This window comes from Snodgrassella communis (genome assembly GCF_914768045.1).
Taxonomy (GTDB): Bacteria; Pseudomonadota; Gammaproteobacteria; order Burkholderiales; family Neisseriaceae; genus Snodgrassella; species Snodgrassella communis.
Map to the genome: position 1 here is coordinate 231,814 of NZ_CAJZCD010000002.1, position 26,379 is coordinate 258,192.

A 26,379-nucleotide genomic window follows, 5' to 3' on the forward strand; every position below is an offset into this window, starting at 1 on the left:
GCTATATTTGTTTACAGCCTATTGATAAATTCAGCTACTGATTCGGTAATGTTAGGTAGTACAATCAGATTTGCTAATTTAGGCTGACAGTCAAAAAAATATCTCCAGAAAAGTATTCAGTCTGGAGATATTTTTTATTAATAGACGGCACGGTAATAATACAATTTATACTACGGCTTCTTCCTTACGTTTTGGTGGTTTAACCAGATTCTGCCGATTTAAGCCAAACATGAGTAGTAACGGGCTAGCTACCAGCACAGAAGAGTAAATACCAAATACGATACCAATAGTTAAGGCCATAGCAAAACCGTGCAAGGCGGCGCCACCAAAAATCAGCATGGAAATAACCATTGCTTCAGTGGAACCATGGGTAATGATGGTTCGGCTCATTGTTGCGGTAATAGCGTTGTCAATGATGGCTGGAACACTTTTACCACGCATTTGCGGCTTGCGGAAGTTTTCGCGGATACGGTCAAATACTACTACCGATTCATTCACTGAATAACCAAGTACGGCCAGTATTCCGGCTAGTACTGTAAGAGAAAACTCCCAGTGAAATAGAGCAAAGCAGCCTAGAATAATCACCACGTCGTGCATATTGGCAATAATGGCAGAAACAGCAAAACGCCATTCAAAACGCATAGACAGATAAATGATGATGCCAAGAACTACCATACCCAGAGCTAACAAGCCATGAGTAACCAGCTCTTCGCCAACCTGCGGCCCAATAAATTCAACCTGTCGTAAACTGACACCTTGTTGATGCTGTTTGAGCAAATCCATTACTTGATTAGACAGTTGCGCAGAAGTCATATTGGCTTTATTGGGTAAGCGAATCATAATTTGCTTATTGGTACCCAGTGCCTGCACCTGTACTTCGCCTAATTTCAGTCCTTCTAGCTCACTGCGAATTTTGTTTAAATCGGCACTCTGTTTGAACTCTACCTCCATCACAGTGCCACCGGTGAATTCAACAGAAAAATTTAGACCGCGTGTGACGAGAAAAAATACAGCCAGAATAAAAGTAATTAATGAAATCGCCGTTGTTAGCTTGCCATAGCTCATAAACGGGATATCGCGTTTGATTTTAAAGAATTCCATAATTAATTAAGCCCTACTTTTACTGCTGGAAGTGTTATCAGCAACCCAGACATGGCCAATAGACAGCCTTTTCAATTTACGTTTGCGGCCGTACCACAAGTTAACAATGGCACGTGACACCACTACGGATGAGTACATGGAAGTAAGAATCCCCAGACAGTGCACTACAGCAAAACCACGGATAGGGCCTGAACCAAAAATCAGTAAGGCAAGACCGGCAATCAGTGAAGTGATGTTTGAATCCACAATGGTATGCCAAGCATGATCGTAACCAGCGTTAATTGATATCTGCGGTGTATTACCATGTCGTAATTCCTCGCGAATACGCTCGTTAATCAATACGTTTGAGTCGATGGCCATACCCAGTGTAAGAGCAATAGCAGCAATACCTGGTAGGGTTAGAGTAGCCTGCATAGCAGACAGGATGGCAATTAAAAACAGCAAATTACATGACAGCGCAACTACTGAAAACAGGCCAAACAGCCGATAGTAAAGCATCATGAATACGGCTACTATTACAAAACCCCATAGGGTTGAATGGAAGCCCTTGCTAATATTTTCCTTACCCAGTGATGGACCAATGGTACGTTCTTCGATAATTTTCATAGGTGCTGCCAGAGAACCCGCACGCAGCAGCAAGGCGGTATCATTGGCTTCGGCAATATTCATATTGCCCGAAATGATAGTTTTGCCGCCGGGAATAGGTTCATTGATTACCGGAGCTGTAATGACTTCTGCTTTGCCCTGATCAATAAGAACCATGGCCATACGTTTGCCAACATTGTTGCGGGTAAGGTCGGCAAAGATGCTGGCACCTGTGCTATCAAAATTCACGCTTACACCCGGTTGGCCTCGGTCATTGAAGCTGGCCTGTGCATCATTGATGTTGTCACCAGTTAGCTCAACCTGTTTGCTGACCAGCGTTGGGGCACCATTGCCAGCTGATGACAGCAGTTCATAACCGTCTGGACTATGTCCCTGCAATGCCTGCTGATACTGATTTGGGTCGTCACTCACCATACGCACTTGCAGGGTGGCAGTACGGCCAATGATATCTTTAGCTTTGGCGGTGTCCTGAACACCGGGGAGCTGTACTACAATTCGATCCGGTCCTGCCTGCTGAATAACAGGTTCTGCTACGCCTAGTTCATTAACGCGGTTATGCAGGGTATTGATATTTTGTGTCACTGCATCGGTACGAATTCTGGCTAGCGCTGTGTTACTCAGGCTCACAATCAGCCGGTCGCCATTTAGGGTGAGTGTAGCGTCGTTAAGATATTTCTTTAATCCTGAAACGGCTGTATTGGCATCAGTAGCGGATTGAAATGGTACGATCAGTGTTTGTCCTTTTTTAACAATATTACCACTGCGAATTTGTAATTTGCGTAGCTGGCGACGAATATCACCGGCATAGCTGTCGAGCGTTTTGTCTACAGCTGATTCCATGTCAACCTGCATGGTGAAATGTACACCACCACGTAAGTCTAAACCCAGAAACATAGGTTTGGCATGGATTTTTTCCATCCATTCAGGAGTATTGGCCAATAGGTTTAATGCCACGATATAACCATCGCCGAATTTGGCTGCAATGGCATCGCGCGCTTTGAGTTGAGTCTCAGTATCGCTGAAGCGTACTTTTAAGCTACCATCGGCGATGAACATGCCCTGATGCTGGATATGTGCCGCAGCAAGTGCCTGTTGTACCGAATTTTCGGTTTGCTCATTAATGGTAATGGCCTGACGGTTGGTAGAGATTTGGACTGCCGGTATCTCGCCAAAGAAGTTGGGAATGGTATATAACAGCCCCAGTATTATTGAAACGATGATAAGCAGGTATTTCCACAAAGGATAACGATTCATATTTGCTGCCTTGCTTGCAGACTGTTGTTTTAGAATTTAGGTGAAGAAAATAAAGGCCGCAACTTTAAAGTTGCGGCAGGAAAACTGATTTTATTCTGGTACTTTGCCACTGATGGCATTGCGTTCAAATTCAACCTCTACTTTTGGTGCAATTTCCAGAGTAAAGTATTGTTCATTAACTTTGGTAATTTTGCCGACAATGCCTGCCAAAGTGATAACTTTGTCGCCTTTTTTCAACTCAGTTAGCATCTGCTGATGTTTTTTATGCTTGCTTTGCTGCGGACGAATGATGAGAAAATAAAAGATAACGAGAATTAATAAAAGTGGTAAAAATTGCATGAGGCTACTCTGTGAACCGGCAGAGTTTGCAGCATAAGCAAAATCAATCATGGGGATACTCCGTATGATTTAGGTAAATAACGCTATTAAACCAGACATTGTAATCGGCAATGGTAATTTTATCCAGTTTTGAACGGCAGTACCGGTGAATAAACCGCCTCTGGCTATTAAGGTTGTTACAACAGGCTTAAGTCTGCCATAGAGGTTATCTTTTCAGCGGTGATGATGAAATGATCGAGCAGCCGTATTTCCAGCAGGTTCAATGCAGCTTTTATCTGTTTGGTAAACTGGATATCACTGTTTGAAGGCATTGCAGATTGTCCCGGATGATTATGAGCTAGAATGATTGAGGCTGCGCGATGATTTAAAGCGGTGGTAGCAACTTCACGGATATATACTTTGGTCTCATTGATGGTACCTCGTGCCAGCTCGATGGTATGCATTAATTCATTGCGCTGATTCAGCAGTAATGCTACGCATACTTCAACTTTTTCATGGCCAATGTGTAGACGTAGGTAATCAGCTACAGCTTCGGGCTGGGTAAAAACAGGGCGACGTTGCATTTCTTCTGCCAGCATGCGCCGGCTGATTTCGCGAATAACGGCAAATTGGGTATAACTGGCCATACCCATGCCATGGTGCTGGCACAACTGCTGACAGTCCGCTTCCAGTAAGGCTCGTAAACTGCCCATTTTTGAGATGAGCTCACGGGCAAGGTCTACCGCACTCATGCCACGTGTACCAGTACGCAGTAAAATAGCAAGTAGCTCAGTATCACTTAAGGCCGTAGCACCTAGTTTAAGAAGTTTTTCCCGTGGACGGTCATGTTGCGGCCAGTGCTTAATGCTCATTATTACGTTATTGTCATTTAAAGACATAATCATAATATAACTTGACAATAAAATAAATTGGCTCTGGGTATAAATTTCTCACTTCACTAAACAGCTTCCAACTCAGCGCATTTTTTAAGATAAATCTACTCTTCTTGGTTATGATAGCGTTTATATGCTTGTTGAAAATGAAATTTCACTGTTTCACTGGGTTTTCTATCGCATAAGCTAAAAATTATAATAGCAATTGAAGCAAACAAAAATCCGGGAATCAGTGCATACAGATCAAACCATTTAAAATAGATCCACACTAATACGGTTATCGCACCAACAATCATACCGGCTAATGCTCCATTACGTGTCATGCGCGACCAAAATACTGAGAAAATGATAATCGGACCAAATGCGGCACCAAAGCCAGCCCACGCGTGGCTCACTAAATCTAAAACGCTATTATTTGGATTAATCGCTAATAAGATTGCAATCACAGATACTAATAAGACCATAATCCGTCCAACCCAGACAAGCTCTCTTTCTTTTGCTTTTGGTCTGAAGAAAGCTCGATAAAAATCTTCTGTTAGGGCACTTGAGCAGACTAATAACTGACAGCTTAATGTGCTCATTACCGCAGCAAGAATTGCTGCCAGAACTATGCCAGCAACCCACTGATTGAATAATAATTTTGATAGCTCTATAAATATGCGTTCATGCTTGCCATTATTAACCAGATAAGCCAGTTCAGGATGATTAGCAAAAAACGCTATTCCAAAAAAACCAACGGTAATGGCACCGGCTAAGCATAGAATCATCCATGTCATACTGATGCGACGTGCATTTTTCATTACTTCGTGCGAATCAGCGGCCATAAATCTGGCTAAAATATGAGGCTGCCCAAAATAGCCTAAGCCCCAGCCAAGCAACGAGATTATTGCAATCACATCCATATGAGCAAATAGGTCTGTATATTCTGGATTAAGAGACTCAATATAAGCTATGGCGTCAGAAAAACCGCCAGCGTTTATCATCACCATGATTGGCGTTAAAATCAAGGCAAACATCATCAAACTAGCCTGAATGGTATCTGTCCAGCTAACAGCTAAAAAACCGCCAATAAATGTATAAGTAATGGTCGCTCCGGCTCCTGCTAACATCGCCCAGCCATAACTCATACCAAAAGTACTTTCAAATAATTTAGCCCCAGCCACTACGCCGGATGCACAATAAATAGTAAAAAAGATAAGAATGATTACTGCTGAAATGATGCGCAGCAATGAGCTGTTGTCATCAAAGCGGTGAGCAAAATAGTCTGGTAAGGTTAATGAATTATGATTAATTTCAGTAAAAACACGTAGTCTGCCGGCAACCAATAACCAGTTCAGATAGGCTCCAGTTATCAAACCAATAGCAATCCAGCTTTGTGAAATACCAAACAAAAATACAGCCCCCGGCAGCCCCATCAGCAGCCAGCCACTCATATCGGAAGCACCAGCTGAAAGTGCTGTCACCATGCTGCCAATACGCCGTCCACCTAAAATATAATCACCAAAGTTTTGCGTTGATCGATAGGCAAAAAAACCAATTGCGATCATTCCTAAAATGTACACAGCAAAGGTGACAATCATTGGTAAGGACATATCTTTGACAAACCCCGTTTATAAAATTAAAAAAATAGTAAGCTGGCTTTAGCATAACAGTTTCATGCTAAAACGCATGACAAATTATTAAAATAATAATATCAATAGTTTAGTATTTTAATAAACATTTGTATATGAAGTATATAATATTTTGTATACGCATATTGCTTACACTTGTTGTTTGGCACAGACCACTTGAAAGCAAACAGTGGAAAGTTAAAAGTGCATATTAAATATCCAATGAGCGAAGCTGTCTATCAATTATTTACTTAAACTGCTTTCTGCCATAGTTTTTTTTTGCTTAGATAGTAAATAACAGATGTAGAAGTTAACAAATCTTTACATCACTCAGTAATAGCCCAATGTAGCTGAGTGATTTTAGCGTTAGGATTGATAAGTTAAAAAATATATTACGCGCATCAGCGCCTTTTTATATAGCTGCAATTCTTTTATGCCAGCAATTATATTAAGAATTGCTTAAGGCAAAATCGTTAAAAGAGTAGAAGAACAGTAGTGTTAGAAAAAAATAAGATTAGCCGTCAGCCCAGATTAATTTGAAAAGGGCGATGCACAATGAAGACATATCAATTTGCTGTTTTAGTTCCGCTATTAAGCAGCATACTGAAAGGACTGTATGATTTAACTTGAAATAAGATTACATAGTTATAAAAGTATTATATAGGGTTTTACCATCACGCCAGAAGCTCAGGTAAAATAAAAATATCACTCAATGATTTTAGTCATCCCTATTGACGATAAACAGGTTATTAAAATATCCAATTGTTGATTCTGTAATCAGAAGAAATTGCATAATCGCGCCTACAGGCAAGCATCAGAATTAATGTGAGCAATATCATTCTTTGTTTTGCCAAATTTAGAGAAAATTTTATTGGAAAGATTGTATGGTAAAACAAAAAACTCAGTTTCAATGTCGCAATTGTGGCGGTAATTCACCCAAATGGCAGGGTCGTTGTCCGCATTGTGGTGAATGGAATACACTAGAAGAAACAGCAGTTTTACCTGCTGTTGCATCCAATAGCCGTTTTCAGTCATGGGCAGCCGGCCAAACGCAGGTGCAGTTGCTGGCAGAAGTGAGTGCGGTTGAGGTGCAACGCACTGCTACTGGCATGGGAGAACTAGACAGGGTTCTTGGTGGTGGCTTAGTTGAAGGCGCAGTCATTCTCTTGGGTGGGGATCCGGGGATTGGTAAATCCACATTACTGTTGCAAACAATAGCTCAGATGGCAGAGCAGGAATCAGTATTATATGTTTCCGGAGAGGAGTCGGCACAACAAGTAGCTTTACGTGCTCAGCGCTTGGGTGTACATGCAGACAAAGTACATTTACTGGCAGAAATCAGAGTTGAAGCGATCAGTGCTGCTATTGCACGCCAGCAGCCCAGAGTGGTTGTGATTGATTCGATTCAGACCATGTATTCGGATAGTATTACTTCTGCACCCGGATCTGTATCACAAGTGCGGGAGTGTGCAGCCCAGTTAACCCGACTGGCCAAACAGCAAGGCATCAGTATGCTGCTGGTTGGACATGTAACCAAAGACGGAGCGATTGCCGGACCACGTGTGCTGGAGCATATGGTGGATACAGTGTTGTATTTTGAAGGTGAAACACACTCAAATTACCGCATGATTCGGGCAATTAAAAACCGTTTTGGTGCTGCTAATGAGCTGGGTGTTTTTGCGATGACGGAAAAAGGACTAAAAGGGGTATCTAACCCTTCGGCTTTATTTTTATCAAGTTATCGTGACGATGTACCCGGTTCCTGTGTACTGGTCACACAGGAAGGTTCACGCCCGTTGCTGGTGGAAATTCAGGCACTGGTTGATGATGCGCATGGCTTTTCGCCTAAGCGATTAACTGTGGGGCTAGCTCAGGAGCGCCTGTCCATGTTGTTGGCTGTGCTGAATCGCCATGCTGGTATTGCCTGTTATGATCAGGATGTATTCCTGAATGCTGTCGGTGGCGTAAAAATTACCGAACCGGCGGCCGATTTGGCTGTCATTCTGGCTATGTTGTCCAGTTATCGTAACCGCCCATTGCCGGAAAAACTGATTGTATTTGGTGAAGTTGGTTTATCAGGTGAAATTCGCCCTGTACCACGTGGACAAGAACGGCTACGCGAAGCAGAAAAGCTGGGATTTACGCATGCCATCGTTCCGGCGGCTAATTGTCCGAAACGTGTAGCTGATTTTCCCAGTTTGACTATTATCGGAGTAAACTCGGTACAAGAAGGTGTGGATGCAACCCGACGCGATTGAATTGATATTTGCCTGAGTCAGATTAAAAAATTAGGCTTAAGCTTGTAACTATCATTTGCTTAAATATTTTTTGATAAAAATTGATGGAGATGAAAATATGTCACAACCAATAAAGCTAGTTGCCATAATGGAACTGAAAACCGGTGCATGGCCGAATATTGCAGCAGCAGTTGAGGAGTGTGTGACACGGTCAAGTCAGGAATTAGGCAATATTTTTTATACAGTTAACAATGATTTGGATAAAGCTGATCGCATTGTATTTATAGAATGCTGGGCTAATCAATCTGCAATTGATGAACATAACCGTACCACCCATTTTCAAAATCTGATTAAAACTGTTGAACCATATTTGCGTGAACCTATGAAATTATTAAAATTAAGTGAAGTTACAACCTTTTAAACTGGATCTGTCTGCATTTTACTTAAGAATAACGGATAATGTGACCAGAATCTGTGATTTTAATAATCAGCTTTCGCCAGATTCATTAACTGGATTTTCACGTAACGGTTAACCTATTCTGGCTTAAACTCTATATTGGTAACGAACAATGAAAACCATTCAAATTGAAGGGCAGCGTGCTGCTTTAGGCAATATTTTTTGTATTGGACGAAACTATACAGAACATGTCAAAGAATTGCGCAATACCAAACCTGATGAACCGGTTGTATTCTTGAAACCAACTTCTTCTCTGGCTCAGGCTGGCGACAATATTAAACTACCTGCATATAGCCGTGATGTACATCATGAATGTGAGCTTGTCATTTATATTAAAGAAGATGCTGTTGATGTAAGTGAGGAAAAAGCACTGAACTATGTAGGAGGCTATGCCATCGGACTTGATTTAACAGCGCGCGATGTGCAGACAGAGTTAAAGAGCAAAGGGCTGCCATGGGAAAAAGCCAAGGGATTTCCTACAGCAGCCTGTGTTTCGCACTTTATTACGCCAGATAAAGTAAACGATATCCAGTCGCAGGATTTTTGCCTTAAGGTTAATGGTGAAATACGCCAGCAGGGTAATAGCCGTGATATGATGTTTTCCTGCCAGCAAATAATCAGTTATTTGTCCCGTATTTATGGCTTGCAGGCTGGAGACATCATTTATACGGGTACACCAGCAGGTGTTGCGGCAATTGAGTCTGGTGATGTACTGGAATTGATCTGGTCGGAAAAAATTGCAGTTAAATTTCTCGTGGCATGAATTCATTCAGCCTGATAGTTAATACACAAGCGCAATTGTAATTAATTGCGCTTGTATATTTTTACAACAAACTGATCGTTACACTATCTACTCGGTTTACCGCCAACGCTATATAGTGAAATTCCCCCAGAATCTTTACAGTACCTTTATAATGATGCGTTTTAAAAACTGATATCCGTACCATGCCCAGTAAACCATTCTCAGTCCGGCTACCAATATGGTTAATCCTGTATTTTGTTTTATGGATTGTATTACCATTTGCGCTTTCTGCCAGCTATCCGCTAGATGTACCAGAAGGTATTTACTGGGGACGTGAATGGCAATTGGGATATTACAAGCATCCACCACTTTCAAGTTGGATACTGTATTCTTTCTATCATATTTTCGGTCACGTCGGACCGTACATTCTTAGCCAGTGCACTATTGCGCTAAGTATATGGCTGGCTTATCTATTTGGACGACGCCTGATGAGCCCGGGCAGGGCATTTGTAGGTGCTCTGTTTTTATTGGCTATCTTTTACTACACCTGGCCGTCACTGGAATTCAATCATAATATAGCACAAATGCCAGTATGGCTTGGCTTGGTATATCTATTTTATCTGGCTAGCCGAGAAAATCGCTGGCGATATTGGTTGCTGTTTGGTTTGCTGGCTGGCGCTGGTATGCTAGTAAAATATACGTTTAGCATATTGATTATTACCATGGTGTTGTATTCAATATGCACACCATATCGCCGTCTATGGTTGACAGCAAAACCGTGGTTGGCAATTCTGATAGCCTTACTGGTATTTGCGCCGAATCTATACTGGCTGATGCAGCATAACTGGCTACCATTGATTTATGCTTCTGCCCGTTCCGCCGAAGACGCCAGCCGCAACGGCCATTTGGCTGCTTTGGGTTATCTGGGAACTCAGATAATCAATCATCTGCCTCTTATACTGATTCTGCTTATTACCCGTACCCGCCTGAGATTGCGCACACCCAGCCCGATATTGCATCGGTCTGACTGGCGTTTTCTGCTATGGATGGGAATGGCTCCTACATTGATACTGACTTGTGCAGGACTGATTTTCGGACTTGGCTTGCGAGACATGTGGGGTATGCCGATGTGGGGGCTATCTGGGCTGATAATCGTTGCCATGATACCTGATGAAGTATTTAACAATAAAAGCAAGTGCTTACTTAAAGGCATAGCAATATGGGCGTTAATCGTCACCATATTAATGGCTATCTATGTAGAATTTGGTGCACGTATACGCCACAAACCTTCACGCATGGACTGGCCACAAGTTGCGTTGGCCAGACAGGCTGATGAACAATGGCAAACGCTATCTTCATGTAAACTGGACAGCGTAACTGGTTCAGACTGGGTGGTTTTACTGGTTGCTTCCTATTCAAAATTTGCCCCATCCGTAATGGTGTCGGGTTCTGAGTCCTATTCACCGTGGATGAACAGTAGTCGTTTGCAACAGCATGGTACACTTGCTCTCTGGCCAGCTAACGAACAGCCACAAGTACCATGGCTACAGCCCTTAGCGCAACAGCCTGACTTAATTATGAAACAAGGGGAATGGACAATTGCATGGGATAAATTACCTGATCGTGAACCTCTGAAAGTAGTCTGGCAGGCTTATGTACCCAGAAAATGTTTCAAATAACATTGTGCTTGTTTCTTGTAAAACTGAAATCGGGCATTATCTATACTGCGCTGAAATGGTCTCAATCAGTCAGCAGCCTGTGAGGTAAATTATATGGATAAAAATATCATTGGTTTAAGCATTATTCTACCAATATATAATGACGCAGCCGCACTAAGCCGTTTTTTGCCAGAATTATTTACTTTTACCAATCAACAAGACAAATCTTGTGAAATAATTCTGATTGATGATGGCAGTACTGATCACTTAACTGCTACATACGAACAACTCAGGCAACAGCTACCAAGCAACACAGCCTTACGACTAGTACAGTTTTCACGCAACTTTGGTAAGGAAGCTGCCTTGACTGCCGGGCTGGCACAATCGCAGGGCGAACTGGTTACCATGATGGATGCTGATGGGCAACACCCAATATCTGTACTTGAACAGATGCTTGCAGTGATGCATTCCAATAATGTAGACGTAGTAGCCGCTGTACAAACCTCGCGAGAGCACGAAAGCTTATTAATCCGCACATTAAAAAATGGTTTTTATCATTTTATGCAGGATACCCACCGCTTTGAACTGACACCCAACGCCGGAGATTTTCGCCTGATGACGCGTAGAGTAGTACAGGCTCTGCTTCAGTTACCTGAGCGACAGCGTTTCATGAAAGGATTATATGCTTGGGTTGGTTTCGCCACCATCTATATTCCATTTCAGGCATCCTTGCGCCAAACCGGTAAAAGTAAATTTAATTATCTTAGCCTGTTTGAATTAGCACTGATTGGCATCACTTCTTTTTCTCAACGACCGTTACGCTGGATTTCCCGGATGGGGCTGATCATTTCTTTGCTGGCATTAATTTATGGTCTGTATATAGTGGCCGATACCTTATTTTTTGGCAAAGACCTTGCTGGCTGGCCAACGCTAGCCGCTGGAATTATGTTTTCTGCCGGAGTTCAGTTGGTTTGCCTTGGCGTAATTGGTGAGTACATTGGTCGTATATATGAAGAAGTAAAACAGCGGCCACTTTATTTAGTTGATAAAGTCTTAGATAGTCGCGATAAAAAATGAAAATTATTTCCAGACAGGGAATATTGTTTGGTTTGGTAGGAACTATTGCAGCCGCTATGCATTTTTGCTGCCTGTTGCTACTGGTACAGCATGTTCAGCTAAAACCTGTTTTAGCCAATCCATTAGCTTTTTTGTGTGCTTTTGTTATCAGCTTTATCGGACATTATCATCTTACCTTTAGTCAGACCCAGCATTCATGCTTACAGGCTTTGTGGCGCTGGCTGTGCAGCGCTCTGGCCGGTTTCGGCCTCAATCAGATTTTATTCATGGCCGGCATAAAATGCTTTGGTAATCAGGCTTACTGGTGGCTATGGTTTATTGTTACCATCATAGTAACGTTTTTATCTTTTGTTTTGGGTAAATTCTGGGCCTTTAATGAGAAAGTAAATCATGAAGCCAGTAATGATTAATGTAGATGATTTAGGTTTGTCGGCAGCGGTAAACGAAGCCGTGCTGCGTTTAGCACAAATAGGGCGTATACAAGCCACTAGTTTTATGAGTATGGGTACCATTGCATCGGATGAAGTGGCTGAGCTGAAAAAACAAAATATTGATATCGGCCTGCATTTTGACTTAACCGGTTTTACAGCTCTGGGCAGTCTGAAACAGATTCTAATTAAATCTTATTTGCATGCTTGGTCAAAAAGAATTATACAGGATGCGATTAATCGCCAACTTGATGCCTTTGAAGACAAAATAGGTTGCGAACCTATTTTTATAGATGGTCATCAGCACATTCATCAATTTCCACAAATACGTTCTGTCATGCTAAAAACTTTATTGCAACGGTATGGCAATAAAATAGCAGTGCGCAGTACCAAAAGCCCGCAGCACGATATCAAAGCAAAATTAATTTATGCACTTGGCGGCTATCAGCTGGACAACTCATTAAAGCAGGCAAACATCACGCATAATCATGCTTTTGCAGGCATTTACAACTTTAATGCGGATATTAAAACCTTGCAGACTAAATGGAAACAATGGTTTACAAGTGCTTCAGAGCAAGGTTTGCTCATAATGTGCCATCCGGCAGTTCCGTCAAAAAGTTGGAACGATGAAATTAAAAATGCACGTGAATGCGAATGGCAATGGCTGCAAAGTGAAGCATTTATCCAGTACTGGCAGCAACATCATTGTCAGGCAATGAACTGGCATGACATTCGACAAAAAAATATCTGTCACATACAGTAAATTACTTATAAATTTTACTATTATTAACATAATACTAGATTTTTTAGTTATTTACTGAAAAAATTCAGTCGGCACAGTTATGAATTATCAAGTACACTATCTGAATTACATGATAGCTACCGCATCTGGAATCAAGACACACAGAGTATTTTAAGGGTCGTTATGATCATATTTGAAAATATAAAGAAAACTTATATCAAAAATAAACAGCAAGTAAATGCCTTAAATGATATTAACCTTACTGTTAATACAGGCGATATCTACGGGCTAATTGGTTGGAGTGGCGCAGGTAAAAGTAGTTTAATCCGTCTGGTTAACCAGCTAGAAAAGCCTACCTCCGGTACAGTTCGAGTTGATGGAGTTGACTTAAACAAACTGGATGCTAAGGCACAGCGAGCGCACAAAAAAAAGATTGGTATGATTTTTCAGCATTTTAATTTGCTAGAATCAAAAACCGTAGCCCAAAATATAGCGATACCATTGGTTTTGCAGGGTTTAAAACGTGAAGAGATTGACTGTAAAGTAGATGCCATGCTGACTTATGTCGACTTGGCCAGTAAAAAGCACAGCTACCCTGGACAGCTATCAGGTGGACAAAAGCAGCGTGTTGGGATTGCACGCGCACTGATTACCGAACCATCCATATTATTATGTGATGAGGCTACATCTGCACTGGATCCGCAGACTACACTATCAATATTAAAATTATTAAAACAAATCAATAGTGAACGGAATATTACAATATTACTGGTTACCCATGAAATGGAAGTTATCAGCTCAATTTGTAACAAAGTGGCTGTGATGGAAAAAGGTCAGGTAATAGAGCAGGGTACAGTACTGGATATTTTTTCGGCACCACAGCAGGAAACAACGAAAAAATTTGTCAGCACCGTAATCAATGCAGACATACCAGAAGCAGTACTAGACAGTCTGGTTGAACAAAATAATATTTATCGATTAGAGTTTTTAGGCAATTCAGCCAGAGAACCAGTAGTAAATGAACTGATTTTAAAACAATTAGTGGAAATCAATATACTTTTTGCCAATATGCGTGAAATAAGTGGTGTTGTATTAGGCAGCATGTTTATTCAGATGAACGGTACTGAAATAGATATACAAAAGGCTGTAGCTTTTTTACAGGCTAGAGGCGTTCGAATTGAAAGAGGTGGTGTATGAGTCAGTGGTTTGAAACTTCATTAACTGCGGAGCAATTTGGTACTGCATTATTGCAGACATTCAATATGGTCAGCATCTCATTTGTTCTGGGTTCAATATTGGGTACAGCATTAGGTGTATTATTATTGCTCACACGTCAGGGAGGAGTGTGGCCAAAACCAATGTTGTACAATTTACTAAATATTATTATTAATATACTTCGCTCATTACCTTTTATTATTCTACTGATTTGCATATTGCCCGTTGCGAGTTTGATTATTCACACCTCTATTGGCACCAAAGCAATGATTATCCCACTGATTATCTTTGTTTCGCCTTATATAGCCCGTCTGATAGAAAATTCACTATTAAGTGTACCCGCTGGGATTATTGAAGCAGCCCAATCAATGGGAGCCACCAATTTCCAGATTATTCGCTATTTCATTTTGCCGGAAGCAATGCCGTCCATTCTTCTGGCTTTAACCACCGCATTGATTGGTTTGATTGATGCAACTGCCATGTCTGGAACTGTTGGCGGTGGCGGTATAGGTGATTTGGCAGTAAATTATGGATATCAGCGGTTTGATTACGTAATCATGATTGCTACCGTCATCGTGCTAATATTGATTGTGCAAATTATTCAGACCTTAGGCAATTGGCTCGCAGCTAAAGCCAAAAAGAATTAACGGGTACAAAAACGGCTTTGAAAAAGGCCGTTTTTTTGCTTAGATGCTTATAATTTTTTAATCTATGTATATAAACAGCCAATCTTTTAATATTTTACTGCAAACATTAGACTACACAAATTAATATTATTCTACAAAATTGTAGTCAATTTCATTAAATATGATTTAAATCACAAAATTTTTACATAAACAAATTTTAATCAAATGTAAATCACTAAGCTCTATTGAAACATAGAATAAATTTTTTGTTTTTTGCCAACCGTGAGATTTAAGTCATACCTAAACTGGAGTCGATAGCATGAAGCTGGTAAAGCATCTTCTTACTTTAATAATAGCCTGTTGGGTACTGGCAGCCTGTCAGCAGGATAAGAATAATAGCAAACAGATAATTATTGGTACCTCGCCAGGCCCCTATAGCCAACTTTTTCTTGACGCAGTAAAACCGATTCTGGAAAAGCAGGGTTACAAAATTAAACAAATAGATTTTTCAGATTTAATGCAGGCAGATATTGCCTTACAACAAGGTAATGTAGACATAAATGTTGATCAGCATACCGCCTATATGGTTGCTTTTAATCAAAACAAAAAAGCCAGTCTGGTAGCTTTAACCCACATCCCAACTGTCCCTACAGCAATTTATTCCAAACGCCATGATAACTTACAAGCAATAGAAAAAGGCAGTGCTATTGCCGTTCCTAATGACCCAGCAAATGCTGCCCGGGCATATCGGTTACTAGAGAAAGCAGGCTGGATTACCTTGAAACCACTGGCCAATCTAGGCAAAATTTCAAAAAATGATATCAAAACCAATCCCTATCAATTAAACATTACAGAACTTGATCCCGGTAATATTCCTCGTACATTGTCTGATTTCGATTACTCAGTAATACCGGGAAGCAGAGCCTATGCAGCTAAAATTAACCCTGATCTTGCTCTATTACAGGAAGATATCGTACCTGCATTTGAACTGGTAGCAGCAGTACGAGCAGATAATGTACAGAAACCATGGGCGCAGGCGATCAAATCAGCTTATAACTCGGCTGAATTCAAGCAGTATATGCAAACACATAACACCAAACATTACTGGTACATACCCAAAGAAAGTAACTAAATCAAAATTCAATAACAAAACTGCCTTATTTCAAGGCAGTTTTTTGATTTTCATAATTAAAGATGAATCAGGCAGCAAAGCGCTTTTCTACTTCGCTCCAGTTAATGATTTCCCAGAAATTACTTAAGTAATTTGGACGACTGTTACGATAATCAATATAGTAAGCATGTTCCCAAACATCACATGTCAAAAGCGGAGTATTGGTACTGGTGAGTGGTGTAGCTGCATTACTGGTTGATACTAAATCCAGCTCACCAGCCGGTGTTTTTACCAGCCAAGCCCAGCCAGAACCAAAAGTGCTTGCTGCCACTTGATCAAATGCCTTTTTAAATGCATCAAAGCTACCCCATTTAGCATTAATTGCCTTGGCCAAAGCACCGTTTTCTGCCAAAGGTACACCTTTCGGTGAAAAACCAAACCAGTAAAAAGTGTGATTCCAAGTTTGCGCTGCGTTATTAAACAACCCGCCGGAAGATTTTTTTACAATCTCTTCCAGAGGCATGTCTTCAAATTCAGTTCCCTTAATCAGATTATTCATATTGGTAATATAAGTCTGATGATGCTTACCATAATGGTATTCCATTGTTTCTTTAGAAATATGTGGCGCTAGTGCATCAAGAGCATAGGGCAGTACCGGTAATTTGTGTTCCATGGTTGAGATTCCTTCTGACAGAGTGATTGTTTAGTGTTTTACAATGAGTCTATTATTCAGGCAAACTGGATTAATTTGCAAATATAAAAAATGTTTAACTCACATTAAACCATTATATGGTTCATTAATATTGTAATACACTGCACTTATTAGCAGCAAATAATCTCAAGCTTAATGGTAAAATTAAAAAAGGAGTTCTTAAAGTTAAAAGACATGGAAGAAATTAATATAAGTAACGAAGAGACAAACCAGCTGGCAGTACCTCCGCATTCAATGGAAGCAGAACAATCCGTTCTTGGGGGACTGATGCTGGAAAACAGTGCCTGGGATCGAATTGCGGATTTAATTGATGAAGATGATTTTTATCGTCATGAGCATCGCCTCATATTTAGAGGAATTAAAACACTGGTTGAGCTGTCACGTCCTGCTGACGTGATTACAGTACAAGAGGAATTGCAGCGACGCGAAGAGCTGGAATCAGCGGGTGGTCTGGAGTATCTGATTACACTGGCACAGAATACCCCTTCCGCCGCGAACATCCGCCGTTATGGGGAAATTGTCCGAGAGCGTTCCATCATGCGTCAGCTAGCACAGGTCGGCACACAAATTGCCCGTTCTGCTTATAGCCCTCAGGGTAAAGATGCCGCACAGATGTTGGATGAAGCAGAAAACAGCGTATTTCAGATTGCCGAATCAACCGCACGCTCCAAGCAAGGCTTCCTAAGTATGCCTGTTTTACTTAAAGAAGTTGTGACCCGAATTGATTATCTGTACTCTCGTGACAACAAAAACGATGTTACCGGCATATCAACCGGATTTATTGATCTGGATAAAATGACATCCGGTCTACAACCAGGTGATTTGATAATTGTAGCTGGTCGTCCTTCTATGGGTAAAACCGCCTTTTCCTTAAATATCGCCGAACATGTAGCTATTTCAGAAAAATTACCAGTAGCCGTGTTTTCGATGGAAATGGGGGGAGCACAGCTGGTACTGCGAATGTTAGGTTCAGTAGGCCGAGTTGATCAAAGCGTACTCAAAACCGGACAATTGCAGGATGAGCATTGGGGCAAACTTAATGATGCCGTAGTTAAACTAACCGACGCACCAATGTTTATTGATGAAACCCCCGGATTAACGGCTCTGGAAGTGCGTGCACGTGCGCGAAGATTGGCTCGGCAGCAGGGCGGTAAACTGGGGCTGATTGTGCTTGATTACTTACAGTTAATGTCTGGTTCTGGCCGATCAGACAACCGCGCGTCAGAGCTTGGGGAAATTTCCCGCTCCCTAAAATCATTAGCTAAAGAGTTGCAAGTTCCTATCATCGCTTTGTCACAGTTATCACGTACAGTAGAACAAAGAACTGATAAACGGCCAATGATGTCAGATTTACGCGAATCCGGTGCAATTGAGCAGGATGCTGACTTGATAATGTTTATGTATCGTGATGAATACTATCACCCCGACAGTCAGTTTAAAGGTTTAGCTGAGTGTATTATCGGTAAACACCGTAACGGTCCAACCGGAAAAGTACATTTGACTTTTCAGGGGCAATTTACTAAATTTGACAATGCAGCCATGCCTGATGGGTATTTTGATGATTAATTCTGAATTTCTCAGAAATAATTAGTTCAAGACAGGTGAAATGTTGTAAAATTACCTGAATATAATTGTAAGTTAATTTATGTCTGGCAACTTTAAGGTTGAATTTATGGTTCCATCCAAACCTACAAATGCTGGTTTTACCTTGATAGAACTGTTAATTGTAGTTGCAATTACAGCAGTACTGGCTGCAATTGCGTTACCGAATATGGAAAGAATGATCGCTTCGCAGCGAATCAATAATCGTGCGGAGCAAATGCTTGCTTTGTTTCAGTTTGCTCGTGCAGAAGCTATCCGCGCCAATAAACCAGTATTAATCTGTCCTACAAAAATCAGAAAGAATACCACTGATCCTAATGGCTGCCAAAATTTTTCAGCCTATAATGAGGGTAAGGGCTGGCAAGGGTTTTTAGCATTCATTGATAATGATATAAATGGGAAGTATGCCGCAGCTACAGATTCTTCTGTTCGTGTGGTAGCTTTAAACCAGAATACTGATGATATTAACAAAATTAAAGTGAAGATCAAATGGCAAAACTATAAAGCAGATCAAAGCACCTATCGCAACAATATAGCAGATGAAAACAAACTGGGTTTCCTGCCTAATGGTCAGTTTGGTTTTGGTAAAGGAGCAAATGGCTGGACTATCGGACAATCGTACGTAGTAATGGAAGTTAGCGATAGCAAATATCCGAATTTAAGCCGTCGTGTTGTCACTACACCAAGTGGCAAACCGGTGTTATGTCAAAATGACACCTCCAACTCATTCTGTACAGTGCCGTTGCCTTAATTTTGATATATAGGGAAATTGACATGTCTCAGCATAATATTAAAAAAACGCAATACAACAGTTTGTATGCATATCAAACGCAACAAGGAACTACTATAATTGAGGCTGTTGTAGCAATATTTGTGCTTTCTTTTGGCGTACTTGCATTAATGCTGGCGCAGATTACTGCGGTAAATACAACAATTAATGCAGCTAATCAGAGTGAGGTAACCAGAGCCGTGCAAAATTATGTAGAAAAAATGCGCTCTCAGCCTGGTTTAACGATTCGAGAAACTACTGATTCAAAAAATGTTAAAATACGATATCTTGCTAAAGATTATTCTCACTATGCCACCACTAATACCGCTACTTGTTCAAACAAATTAGGTATCCATCTAGTTAATGCAAGTTTAAATAGTTGTACTATTAATGCCAATGGCGAGATTACGGTTACATGGGGAGGACAATCTCTGAGTAATGATGTAAGTGATGATGAATTTTCATATAGTTTAACAGCAGGTCAGTCATGAAAACAGCTTATCATGGGCAGATTAATCAGGGTAAAACCACAAATAAATTCGCCTCAGACTTGGTAACAACGTTAAGTAAACAAAGTGGATTTAGCCTTGTTGAAGTGATGGTTGCTTCAATTATCAGTATAATTATATTATTGGCTGCCAGCTCAACGTTCTTAACTACATATAAACTGAAAGAACAGGTTAAAACTAGAATCAGTTATGAGCAGGATGTAAGAAATACGGCAAACCTATTACGTAGTGATGCTCGCCAATTAGGTAATTTCAGCTGCATGAGTCCTCCAACAGCAAGTGATTTAAATAATATATTCAACGGTTCTTTTACGGACACGAATAACAAACAATTTTTATCAACCAGTTTTGTTAACACAAGTATAGGTGTTACTCCTACTACAGGTAATCAGCCTTTAGTAATAACCTATATTAATGAAAAATATGCAAGTAACCTTGTCGCTACAGATTGTTATAAAAATATACCACAGTTGAGGCAGCATGTAGATGCTGCTGTATATGTGGTTGGTACCACAAATTCAGACGACGAACCCGGATTATATCGCGTAAATTATAGTGGTGGTATTTGGAGTGCTCCCCAACTTCTCGTAAGCAATGTATTAAATATACGATATAATTTTCATTACGATGGGCATAATGCAGTCCCAAATACAAACTTAAGCTGCCCGCCGCCAACAATGCAAGCAAGCTCTCCTGCTAAGCATGTTGAGAATCCAGAAAGAAATCAGCTTGATTTTAACTTTGCTCAACCACCTGTTTTAATAACAGCAACATTATCCATAACCCAGAATGGGGAGACAGTGAATTATGCCATTAATGCAATGGTTAGACAGGGCGAGGTTTGTGTCAATAATCAGGTTCAACCGTAGTTTTTTAAATAGTTCTAGACTAATGGCGGCAAACATGAAAACTAATTATAAATCTTTACCAATTAAGCAATCCGGCTTTGCACTCTTTTTAGTGCTGATTATGATGATTGTTATTGCTTTTCTAGTTGTTGCTACAATGCAGAGTACTTCAATGGACTCACGTACAAGCGCAAATGATAGTGACCATCAATTTGCTCTTCAAAATGCGCAATTAGGAATAATGGCAGCTGAGGAGCTTATCAGTGGCTGGCCTGCTGTAATTACTTCAGAAGGTGCAAGAAAAAAATTTTCCTGTAATTGTACAGACGGCTTATGTGCAGCCAATGATATACAACCATCAGAGGCCAATAGTAAGTTGGCAACTGTAGAAAATTGTTCTAGTTTGCCTGAAGTCTGGAAGAGACAGAATGTATTTACCGATACAGAGAATGATCCATCTATTCAATCATCTTTATCAGAAACTCGAGACGGAAAGAAATATCGATATGTTATAGAATATTTAGGTCCGGATAAAACAGCAGGCGCGGGCATATATCTATTTCGTATTACAGCTAAAGGGTGGGGGAGTAATGAGTCAACAACCAGTTTAGTTGAGGAAAATATACAAGCTGCTCTGTATGAAAAATATTAATATATTAAAACAGATATAAAGATCTACATTTATGAATAACAAGCTTTTAAACAATGGTTTTACTTTAGTAGAGTTAATGGTTATAGTCATTATTATCGGGATATTATCTGCTATTACTATACCTAGTTACAGAACTTATACCGAAAAAGCAAATTTAACTGATGCGAGTACTATATTGACAAATGTGAGTCTAAAAATTGCTGAACAAAAATTGCAACGATTTAGCAACAGTCTTGTTCAGAATGATTTAAGTGGTATTGTAGCGCAACAGGTTGGTAGCGGCAGTAATAAATATAGCTTTGGTGTTAAATGTAAAAGCGATGATGATTGTTCAACTTATTACTTATATGCTGAGCCCCAAAATAGTAGCTTAAAAAAGTCAGTATGGTTGGGAAGTAATATCGGTATTTATATTTGTGATATGAGAAGTGTTAGTAGCATAAGTGATGCATCTAACAATAATAAATGCACAAAAGCATAATACAGATTTGTATATTTAAAAATTAATTTATTCTTACAATTTAAAAAAGATTTAACAAATGTATCATTAAAGAAGATTGTGAGAATCCAACTAATATCAATTAAAATTAATAATTAACGTAGACAATTATTGATCCAGTTTTTACGTTGTTGATGATTTAAAACCTGTAAAAATTCATATTGAACTTTTAATTCATCAACATCCTGCTGTAGGCGTGACATGTAATGATTCAACACATAGCGTTTGGCTTCAGTCTCGTCAAACCTAGGCTGCATTAGGATTTGATTCAAGTGCTCATATTTACGTCTGTTGTTTGCAGTGTGTTGTAAATTTGTATTTTGATTTCGCTTATATTGTATTCTGATCAATCTAAGTCTTGTTTTTTGCATTTGAGTTAAATCAAGTTTGCGGATATCGCAATTAATTTGCCCAGACGCAAAAGTTGAGCAGGAAAATGCCAGTATGACAAAACTAGTCCAATAGCGTACTAATTTTTGCCAACTTAGGACTACCATTTTGTTTTTCCCTTTCATTTCAACTAGAATGCTAAAAGTATACTTCAATAGCAGTCAAGCACCTATAATGGTAGTAAACTTGCGTAAATAGTATTATTTACTATAAGGCTTTTTATATGAATAAGTTAATAAAATCAGATTTTATTATAGCACCGAGTATTTTATCGGCTAATTTAGCCTGTCTGGGCAATGAAATCTCTTCAGTAATTGATAGTGGTGCCGACTGGATACATTTTGATGTAATGGATAATCACTATGTGCCAAATCTCACTTTTGGTCCTATGGTTTGTCGGGCTATAAAACCTTATGCATCTGTACCAATTGATGTACATTTGATGGTTGAACCCGTTGACGAAATGATTAATGCTTTTGCAGCTGCCGGAGCCAATATCATTACTTTTCATCCTGAAGCTAGTCGGCACATAGACAGAAGCCTGAGTCTGATAAATGCAGCAGGATGTAAAGCAGGGCTGGTATTGAACCCGGCTACTCCAATTCATGTATTAAAAGAAGTAATAGACAAACTTGATGTGGTATTGTTAATGTCAGTTAATCCGGGTTTTGGCGGTCAAAGCTTTATTCCATCAACCCTGAAAAAAATAAGGCAGGTTCGAACATTATTAGATGAATATGCCAGAGAAAACGACAGATACATTCGTCTGGAAGTTGATGGAGGCATCAAGGTTGATAATATAGCTCAGGTTGCAGCAGCAGGTGCTGATACATTTGTAGCAGGATCTGCAATATTTGGACATGAAGACTATGCTAAACAAATTAGAGCGATGCGTGCACAACTAGCTGATATAAAATAGTGATTACCTAATTATAATTACCCCAAAAGTGGGTACAAAATTCAGTTGGCCAGTTAGCTAGATAACAGATAACTCTACTAGCTGGTAAACTGACCGCAATATCAATGCCTAATACCTCACGATTAAAGTCATCGAAGACAGTAAAAATTTTAAATCTGGGGTTGATTGCGACTGTGGCCACTCATAAAATCCATTGAACCACATTTACCAAAAGATATGCTTACATATGCAAATTATCAAAAAAATATTGCTTATGCTTGTTTTAGATTTAAAAACCTATTTATAAAATGCAGCCTGATACCATCAGACTGCATTTGTATTTTGGTAAATAAAACCATTTCAAAATAGTTTAATCCAGATTTTAATGAGCCTCATCCCAGTTATATCCAGTTCCAAGGTCGGCAATTAATGGTACTTTTAACTGGGCTACCCCAGACATTAATTCCGGTAAATGAGCCTGCAAGGTTGCTAATTCAGATTTTGGTACTTGTAATACAAGTTCATCATGTACTTGCATAATCAGTTTAGTTTGCATTTTTTTCTGCTCTAGCCAACTTTGTACGGCTATCATGGCTCGTTTAATCAAATCTGATGCAGTACCTTGCATTGGCGCATTGATTGCCGCTCTGAATGCGCCTGCGCGAACTGCACCGTTGCTACTTTTTAAGTCTGGTAAATAAAGGCGGCGGCCAAAAAGTGTTTCTACAAAGCCGCGCTGTAGTGCCAGTTCTTTGGTTTTTTCCATGTATTCATGAACACCCGGATAGCGGCTAAAATAGCGGGAAATGAAATGCTGAGCCGCCTGAAGTTCGATCCCAAGAGATTTGGCCAAGCCATATTCACTCATGCCATAAATTAAACCAAAATTAATGGTTTTGGCATAGCGACGTTGCTCCGCGGTTATCAGCTCCTGACTACTTGCAAAAATTTCTGCTGCTGTACGCTTATGAATATCTTCATTTTTCTGAAACGCATCAATCAAAGTGGCATCATTGGAAAGATGAGCCATAATGCGTAACTCAATCTGAGAATAATCTGCTGAAACTATGAGTTGGTCGGGCGGGGCAATAAAGCTTCTTCGTATACGCCGTCCTTCTTCAGTACGTACGGGAATATTCTGCAAATTCGGATTATTACTGGCAAGACGTCCAGTAATGGCTACAGCCTGAGCATAAGTGGTATGTACACGTCCGGTGTGTGGATTGATTAGTTGAGGTAATTTATCTGTATAAGTAGATTTAAGTTTAGCCAGACTGCGCGTCTGTAAAATAAGTTTGGGTAGGGGATAATCGGCTGCAAGTTTTTCCAATACTATTTCATTGGTTGAAATACCACCTGATGCGGTTTTTTTCAGGCCGGAAGTAGGGATTGCCATTTTTTCAAACAGTATGGATTGCAGTTGTTTCGGGGAGTTCAAATTAAAAGGTTGCCCGGCCAGTTGGTAAGCTTCTTCCTCCAGCGTAACCAGCTGCGTACCAAGCTCATGACTTTGCTGAGCCAGTTCCTGGCGATCAATTAATACTCCTGTTCGCTCCATAATATATAAAATGTTTTCAACAGGAATTTCCAGTTCATGGTAAAGCTTAAGCTGAGCTTCATCCATCTGTTCTCTAAGTAAAATCTCAAGACGTAAAGATACATCTGCATCTTCAGCAGCGTAATTGACGGCATCTTCCAGTGCTACATCAGCAAAACTGATTTGTTTGGCTCCTTTACCACATAAATCTTCATAATGAATGGTTTGCCAGTCAAGATGCCGTAGAGCTAATTCATCTAAACCATGCCCCAGATGACTTTCAACAATATAAGAAGCCAGCATGGAGTCACCGGCAATACCTTTTAAATCAATGCTATAATTTGCCAATATATGTTGATCATATTTGATATTCTGGCCAATTTTGCCCGGTTTATCAGCTTCTAAATAAGGTTTGAGAACATTCAGAACCATTTCGAGTGGTAATTGTTCACTAACTGCGGTAGGGGTGTGACCAACAGGAATGTAGAATGCCTTTCCTGGCTCCAAAGCAATACTGATACCAACGAGACTGGCATTCATCGCATCCAGACTATCTGTCTCTGTGTCCAGAGCAATGGTATCTACTATTTCTAATTGTTTCTGTAATTCATTCAGTTGTGTGACTGTAGTAATCGCTGAATATTGCTTAGGAATATTCTTTAAATAATCTGCTGCCGATGTATTTGTTAAAATTTTATTATCAGCACCTTCATTCGTTTCAATTTCGGCAAATAAGTCATCCGCTGGCTGCGAGATAGTTGTATTCTCATGATAATGAGTCTGTGCTTCCTTTAACCAGTTTTTAAAACCAAGTTGCTCGAAATGCGGAATCAATTCAGCCCATGAAGGTGTATGCCGTTTGAGATCTTCAAGACCATGTGGCAATTCCTGCTGCAAATCAATATCTGTTTTGATGGTAATCAATTGATAAGATAACGGTAAATTTGGTAATGCAACACGTAGATTTTCACCAACTTTTCCTTTAATATCATTAGCATGCTCAATAATTTTTTGCAAATTACCATATTCCTGTAACCATTTCACCGCAGTTTTGGGACCACATTTATCAACACCTGGTACATTATCGACTTTGTCTCCAATCAGACTAAGGTAATCAATTATTTGCTCAGGTTTGACCCCAAATTTTTCTAAAACTCCAATACTATCAAGCTTTTCATTACTCATGGTATTCACTAGAGTAATCTGATCATTAACCAGTTGAGCCATGTCTTTATCACCGGTTGAAATAATGACCTGATAGCCGGATTTTTGTGCACAACAGGCTAGCGTGCCAATTACATCATCTGCTTCTACACCATTGATGGATAAAACAGGCCAACCCATTAACTTTACTAATTTCGGTAAAGCCTCAGCTTGCGGACGTAGATCTTCTGGCATTGGTGGACGGTTAGCCTTATATTCAGGAAAAAGCTGATGCCGGAAATTTTCACCCTTAGCATCAAATACGCAACAAGCATAATCGTGCGGTGTATCCAGACGTAAACGCCTTAACATGTTTAGTACACCATATAATGCACCTGTAGGCATACCAGTTGGACTGGTCAATGGCGCTAAAGCATGGAATGCTCGATATAAATATGATGAGCCGTCAACCAGTAATAATGTTTTTTGCATGCTGATTCCAGAAATGTTAATTTAGCTTGGTAGTCTCGTTAAACTAGTTAGCCTGATGAAGATATAAAAAGCTTTAATTAGTTTGTATTTTACGATAAAAAATATTGCTAGTGATTTTAAACTATGGATTTCTTAGTAAAGTCAGTATATAAAACATGGAAAACAATATTCATTAAAAGCAATCTGGCTAATTCATTATAGCAATAATAACTCAGCTTTTAACTTTGCTTATTTCGCATAATATATATTATGT

Annotated in this window: 25 protein-coding genes; 17 read left to right on the top strand and 8 right to left on the bottom strand. The window is 39.9% G+C overall.

Features of this window, described 5'->3' with window-relative positions:
- Positions 1-165: 165 nt before the first annotated feature.
- The 5 genes from secF to putP form a co-directional block, all read right to left on the bottom strand.
- On the bottom strand, positions 166-1,101 hold the full coding sequence (gene secF, locus MJ761_RS03085) for a protein translocase subunit SecF (protein WP_093090484.1): 936 nt from the start codon (positions 1,099-1,101) through the stop codon (positions 166-168).
- 6 nt (positions 1,102-1,107) lie between these two features.
- Complete coding sequence (gene secD, locus MJ761_RS03090; RefSeq protein WP_093090482.1) at positions 1,108-2,961, bottom strand: protein translocase subunit SecD; 1,854 nt, start codon at positions 2,959-2,961, stop codon at positions 1,108-1,110.
- Positions 2,962-3,051: 90 nt separating this feature from the next.
- Entirely contained in the window at positions 3,052-3,351 is a 300-nt protein-coding gene (gene yajC / locus MJ761_RS03095; protein ID WP_037405563.1) for a preprotein translocase subunit YajC, read from the bottom strand.
- A 125-nt stretch (positions 3,352-3,476) separates the two neighbouring features.
- Positions 3,477-4,151 (bottom strand): RadC family protein, encoded by a 675-nt coding sequence (gene radC / locus MJ761_RS03100; RefSeq protein ID WP_093090824.1) that lies wholly within the window; start codon positions 4,149-4,151, stop codon positions 3,477-3,479.
- A gap of 125 nt (positions 4,152-4,276) precedes the next feature.
- On the bottom strand, positions 4,277-5,764 hold the full coding sequence (gene putP / locus MJ761_RS03105; RefSeq protein WP_176715017.1) for a sodium/proline symporter PutP: 1,488 nt from the start codon (positions 5,762-5,764) through the stop codon (positions 4,277-4,279).
- Positions 5,765-6,666: 902 nt separating this feature from the next.
- On the opposite strand from putP, the gene radA reads away from it, so the two are divergent.
- The 10 genes from radA to MJ761_RS03155 all read left to right on the top strand — a co-directional run bounded on the left by radA (position 6,667) and on the right by MJ761_RS03155 (position 16,096).
- Entirely contained in the window at positions 6,667-8,040 is a 1,374-nt protein-coding gene (gene radA / locus MJ761_RS03110; RefSeq protein WP_093090478.1) for a DNA repair protein RadA, read from the top strand.
- Between the two features lie 97 nt (positions 8,041-8,137).
- On the top strand, positions 8,138-8,440 hold the full coding sequence (locus MJ761_RS03115) for a putative quinol monooxygenase (RefSeq protein WP_093090476.1): 303 nt from the start codon (positions 8,138-8,140) through the stop codon (positions 8,438-8,440).
- Between the two features lie 148 nt (positions 8,441-8,588).
- On the top strand, positions 8,589-9,239 hold the full coding sequence (locus MJ761_RS03120) for a fumarylacetoacetate hydrolase family protein (RefSeq protein WP_093090473.1): 651 nt from the start codon (positions 8,589-8,591) through the stop codon (positions 9,237-9,239).
- A 182-nt stretch (positions 9,240-9,421) separates the two neighbouring features.
- Positions 9,422-10,897, top strand: coding sequence for a glycosyltransferase family 39 protein (locus tag MJ761_RS03125; RefSeq protein ID WP_093090471.1), 1,476 nt, complete (start codon positions 9,422-9,424; stop codon positions 10,895-10,897).
- Positions 10,898-10,990: 93 nt separating this feature from the next.
- Entirely contained in the window at positions 10,991-11,953 is a 963-nt protein-coding gene (locus MJ761_RS03130; RefSeq protein ID WP_093090469.1) for a glycosyltransferase family 2 protein, read from the top strand.
- Entirely contained in the window at positions 11,950-12,363 is a 414-nt protein-coding gene (locus MJ761_RS03135; RefSeq protein ID WP_037490788.1) for a GtrA family protein, read from the top strand. The genes MJ761_RS03130 and MJ761_RS03135 overlap by 4 nt, the downstream gene beginning before the upstream one ends.
- Entirely contained in the window at positions 12,344-13,144 is an 801-nt protein-coding gene (locus tag MJ761_RS03140) for a ChbG/HpnK family deacetylase (RefSeq protein WP_093090466.1), read from the top strand. Before MJ761_RS03135 ends, MJ761_RS03140 begins: the two co-directional genes overlap by 20 nt.
- 162 nt (positions 13,145-13,306) lie before the next feature.
- Complete coding sequence (locus MJ761_RS03145; protein ID WP_093090464.1) at positions 13,307-14,320, top strand: methionine ABC transporter ATP-binding protein; 1,014 nt, start codon at positions 13,307-13,309, stop codon at positions 14,318-14,320.
- Positions 14,317-14,985, top strand: a complete 669-nt coding sequence (locus tag MJ761_RS03150) for a methionine ABC transporter permease (protein WP_093090462.1) — start codon at positions 14,317-14,319, stop codon at positions 14,983-14,985. Before MJ761_RS03145 ends, MJ761_RS03150 begins: the two co-directional genes overlap by 4 nt.
- A 298-nt stretch (positions 14,986-15,283) precedes the next feature.
- Positions 15,284-16,096 carry a MetQ/NlpA family ABC transporter substrate-binding protein gene (locus tag MJ761_RS03155; RefSeq protein WP_051608157.1) on the top strand — a complete coding sequence of 271 codons (813 nt, stop codon included), beginning with the start codon at positions 15,284-15,286 and terminating at the stop codon, positions 16,094-16,096.
- Positions 16,097-16,163: 67 nt separating this feature from the next.
- Here MJ761_RS03155 and MJ761_RS03160 read toward each other — a convergent pair whose 3' ends face one another.
- On the bottom strand, positions 16,164-16,748 hold the full coding sequence (locus MJ761_RS03160) for a superoxide dismutase (protein WP_093090460.1): 585 nt from the start codon (positions 16,746-16,748) through the stop codon (positions 16,164-16,166).
- A 213-nt stretch (positions 16,749-16,961) separates the two neighbouring features.
- Here MJ761_RS03160 and dnaB point away from each other — a divergent pair, with 213 nt between their 5' ends.
- From dnaB to MJ761_RS03195, 6 genes are all read left to right on the top strand, one after another.
- The gene (dnaB, locus tag MJ761_RS03165) at positions 16,962-18,353 is read left to right on the top strand and encodes a replicative DNA helicase (RefSeq protein ID WP_093090458.1); all 1,392 of its coding nucleotides are present in this window, start codon (positions 16,962-16,964) and stop codon (positions 18,351-18,353) included.
- 106 nt (positions 18,354-18,459) lie between these two features.
- The gene (locus MJ761_RS03175) at positions 18,460-19,140 is read left to right on the top strand and encodes a GspH/FimT family pseudopilin (protein WP_093090456.1); all 681 of its coding nucleotides are present in this window, start codon (positions 18,460-18,462) and stop codon (positions 19,138-19,140) included.
- Positions 19,141-19,163: 23 nt separating this feature from the next.
- The gene (locus tag MJ761_RS03180) at positions 19,164-19,649 is read left to right on the top strand and encodes a type IV pilus modification PilV family protein (protein WP_093090454.1); all 486 of its coding nucleotides are present in this window, start codon (positions 19,164-19,166) and stop codon (positions 19,647-19,649) included.
- Positions 19,646-20,536 carry a PilW family protein gene (locus tag MJ761_RS03185; RefSeq protein ID WP_093090452.1) on the top strand — a complete coding sequence of 297 codons (891 nt, stop codon included), beginning with the start codon at positions 19,646-19,648 and terminating at the stop codon, positions 20,534-20,536. The genes MJ761_RS03180 and MJ761_RS03185 overlap by 4 nt, the downstream gene beginning before the upstream one ends.
- 34 nt (positions 20,537-20,570) lie before the next feature.
- The gene (locus tag MJ761_RS03190) at positions 20,571-21,167 is read left to right on the top strand and encodes a pilus assembly PilX family protein (RefSeq protein ID WP_141683393.1); all 597 of its coding nucleotides are present in this window, start codon (positions 20,571-20,573) and stop codon (positions 21,165-21,167) included.
- A gap of 31 nt (positions 21,168-21,198) precedes the next feature.
- Entirely contained in the window at positions 21,199-21,648 is a 450-nt protein-coding gene (locus tag MJ761_RS03195) for a type IV pilin protein (RefSeq protein WP_093090447.1), read from the top strand.
- A gap of 113 nt (positions 21,649-21,761) precedes the next feature.
- On the opposite strand, the gene MJ761_RS03200 is transcribed toward MJ761_RS03195, so the two are convergent.
- Complete coding sequence (locus tag MJ761_RS03200; protein WP_093090445.1) at positions 21,762-22,181, bottom strand: Spy/CpxP family protein refolding chaperone; 420 nt, start codon at positions 22,179-22,181, stop codon at positions 21,762-21,764.
- A gap of 98 nt (positions 22,182-22,279) precedes the next feature.
- Here MJ761_RS03200 and rpe point away from each other — a divergent pair, with 98 nt between their 5' ends.
- On the top strand, positions 22,280-22,975 hold the full coding sequence (gene rpe / locus MJ761_RS03205; RefSeq protein ID WP_093090443.1) for a ribulose-phosphate 3-epimerase: 696 nt from the start codon (positions 22,280-22,282) through the stop codon (positions 22,973-22,975).
- A gap of 361 nt (positions 22,976-23,336) precedes the next feature.
- On the opposite strand, the gene polA is transcribed toward rpe, so the two are convergent.
- Positions 23,337-26,132 (bottom strand): DNA polymerase I, encoded by a 2,796-nt coding sequence (gene polA, locus MJ761_RS03210; protein ID WP_176715030.1) that lies wholly within the window; start codon positions 26,130-26,132, stop codon positions 23,337-23,339.
- Positions 26,133-26,379: the final 247 nt, after the last annotated feature.

What these genes read in the sequence shown, in the direction of transcription:
- secD (WP_093090482.1), bottom strand. Translation starts at nt 2,961, where the DNA reads ATGAATCGTTATCCTTTGTGGAAATACCTGCTTATCATCGTTTCAATA.
- MJ761_RS03185 (WP_093090452.1), top strand. Translation starts at nt 19,646, where the DNA reads ATGAAAACAGCTTATCATGGGCAGATTAATCAGGGTAAAACCACAAAT.
- MJ761_RS03195 (WP_093090447.1), top strand. Translation starts at nt 21,199, where the DNA reads ATGAATAACAAGCTTTTAAACAATGGTTTTACTTTAGTAGAGTTAATG.
- MJ761_RS03175 (WP_093090456.1), top strand. Translation starts at nt 18,460, where the DNA reads ATGGTTCCATCCAAACCTACAAATGCTGGTTTTACCTTGATAGAACTG.
- MJ761_RS03180 (WP_093090454.1), top strand. Translation starts at nt 19,164, where the DNA reads ATGTCTCAGCATAATATTAAAAAAACGCAATACAACAGTTTGTATGCA.
- MJ761_RS03125 (WP_093090471.1), top strand. Translation starts at nt 9,422, where the DNA reads ATGCCCAGTAAACCATTCTCAGTCCGGCTACCAATATGGTTAATCCTG.
- MJ761_RS03190 (WP_141683393.1), top strand. Translation starts at nt 20,571, where the DNA reads ATGAAAACTAATTATAAATCTTTACCAATTAAGCAATCCGGCTTTGCA.
- MJ761_RS03160 (WP_093090460.1), bottom strand. Translation starts at nt 16,748, where the DNA reads ATGGAACACAAATTACCGGTACTGCCCTATGCTCTTGATGCACTAGCG.
- MJ761_RS03155 (WP_051608157.1), top strand. Translation starts at nt 15,284, where the DNA reads ATGAAGCTGGTAAAGCATCTTCTTACTTTAATAATAGCCTGTTGGGTA.
- MJ761_RS03120 (WP_093090473.1), top strand. Translation starts at nt 8,589, where the DNA reads ATGAAAACCATTCAAATTGAAGGGCAGCGTGCTGCTTTAGGCAATATT.
- putP (WP_176715017.1), bottom strand. Translation starts at nt 5,764, where the DNA reads ATGTCCTTACCAATGATTGTCACCTTTGCTGTGTACATTTTAGGAATG.
- radC (WP_093090824.1), bottom strand. Translation starts at nt 4,151, where the DNA reads ATGAGCATTAAGCACTGGCCGCAACATGACCGTCCACGGGAAAAACTT.
- MJ761_RS03140 (WP_093090466.1), top strand. Translation starts at nt 12,344, where the DNA reads ATGAAGCCAGTAATGATTAATGTAGATGATTTAGGTTTGTCGGCAGCG.
- MJ761_RS03150 (WP_093090462.1), top strand. Translation starts at nt 14,317, where the DNA reads ATGAGTCAGTGGTTTGAAACTTCATTAACTGCGGAGCAATTTGGTACT.
- MJ761_RS03200 (WP_093090445.1), bottom strand. Translation starts at nt 22,181, where the DNA reads ATGAAAGGGAAAAACAAAATGGTAGTCCTAAGTTGGCAAAAATTAGTA.
- secF (WP_093090484.1), bottom strand. Translation starts at nt 1,101, where the DNA reads ATGGAATTCTTTAAAATCAAACGCGATATCCCGTTTATGAGCTATGGC.
- rpe (WP_093090443.1), top strand. Translation starts at nt 22,280, where the DNA reads ATGAATAAGTTAATAAAATCAGATTTTATTATAGCACCGAGTATTTTA.
- dnaB (WP_093090458.1), top strand. Translation starts at nt 16,962, where the DNA reads ATGGAAGAAATTAATATAAGTAACGAAGAGACAAACCAGCTGGCAGTA.
- MJ761_RS03130 (WP_093090469.1), top strand. Translation starts at nt 10,991, where the DNA reads ATGGATAAAAATATCATTGGTTTAAGCATTATTCTACCAATATATAAT.
- MJ761_RS03135 (WP_037490788.1), top strand. Translation starts at nt 11,950, where the DNA reads ATGAAAATTATTTCCAGACAGGGAATATTGTTTGGTTTGGTAGGAACT.
- MJ761_RS03145 (WP_093090464.1), top strand. Translation starts at nt 13,307, where the DNA reads ATGATCATATTTGAAAATATAAAGAAAACTTATATCAAAAATAAACAG.
- radA (WP_093090478.1), top strand. Translation starts at nt 6,667, where the DNA reads ATGGTAAAACAAAAAACTCAGTTTCAATGTCGCAATTGTGGCGGTAAT.
- MJ761_RS03115 (WP_093090476.1), top strand. Translation starts at nt 8,138, where the DNA reads ATGTCACAACCAATAAAGCTAGTTGCCATAATGGAACTGAAAACCGGT.
- yajC (WP_037405563.1), bottom strand. Translation starts at nt 3,351, where the DNA reads ATGATTGATTTTGCTTATGCTGCAAACTCTGCCGGTTCACAGAGTAGC.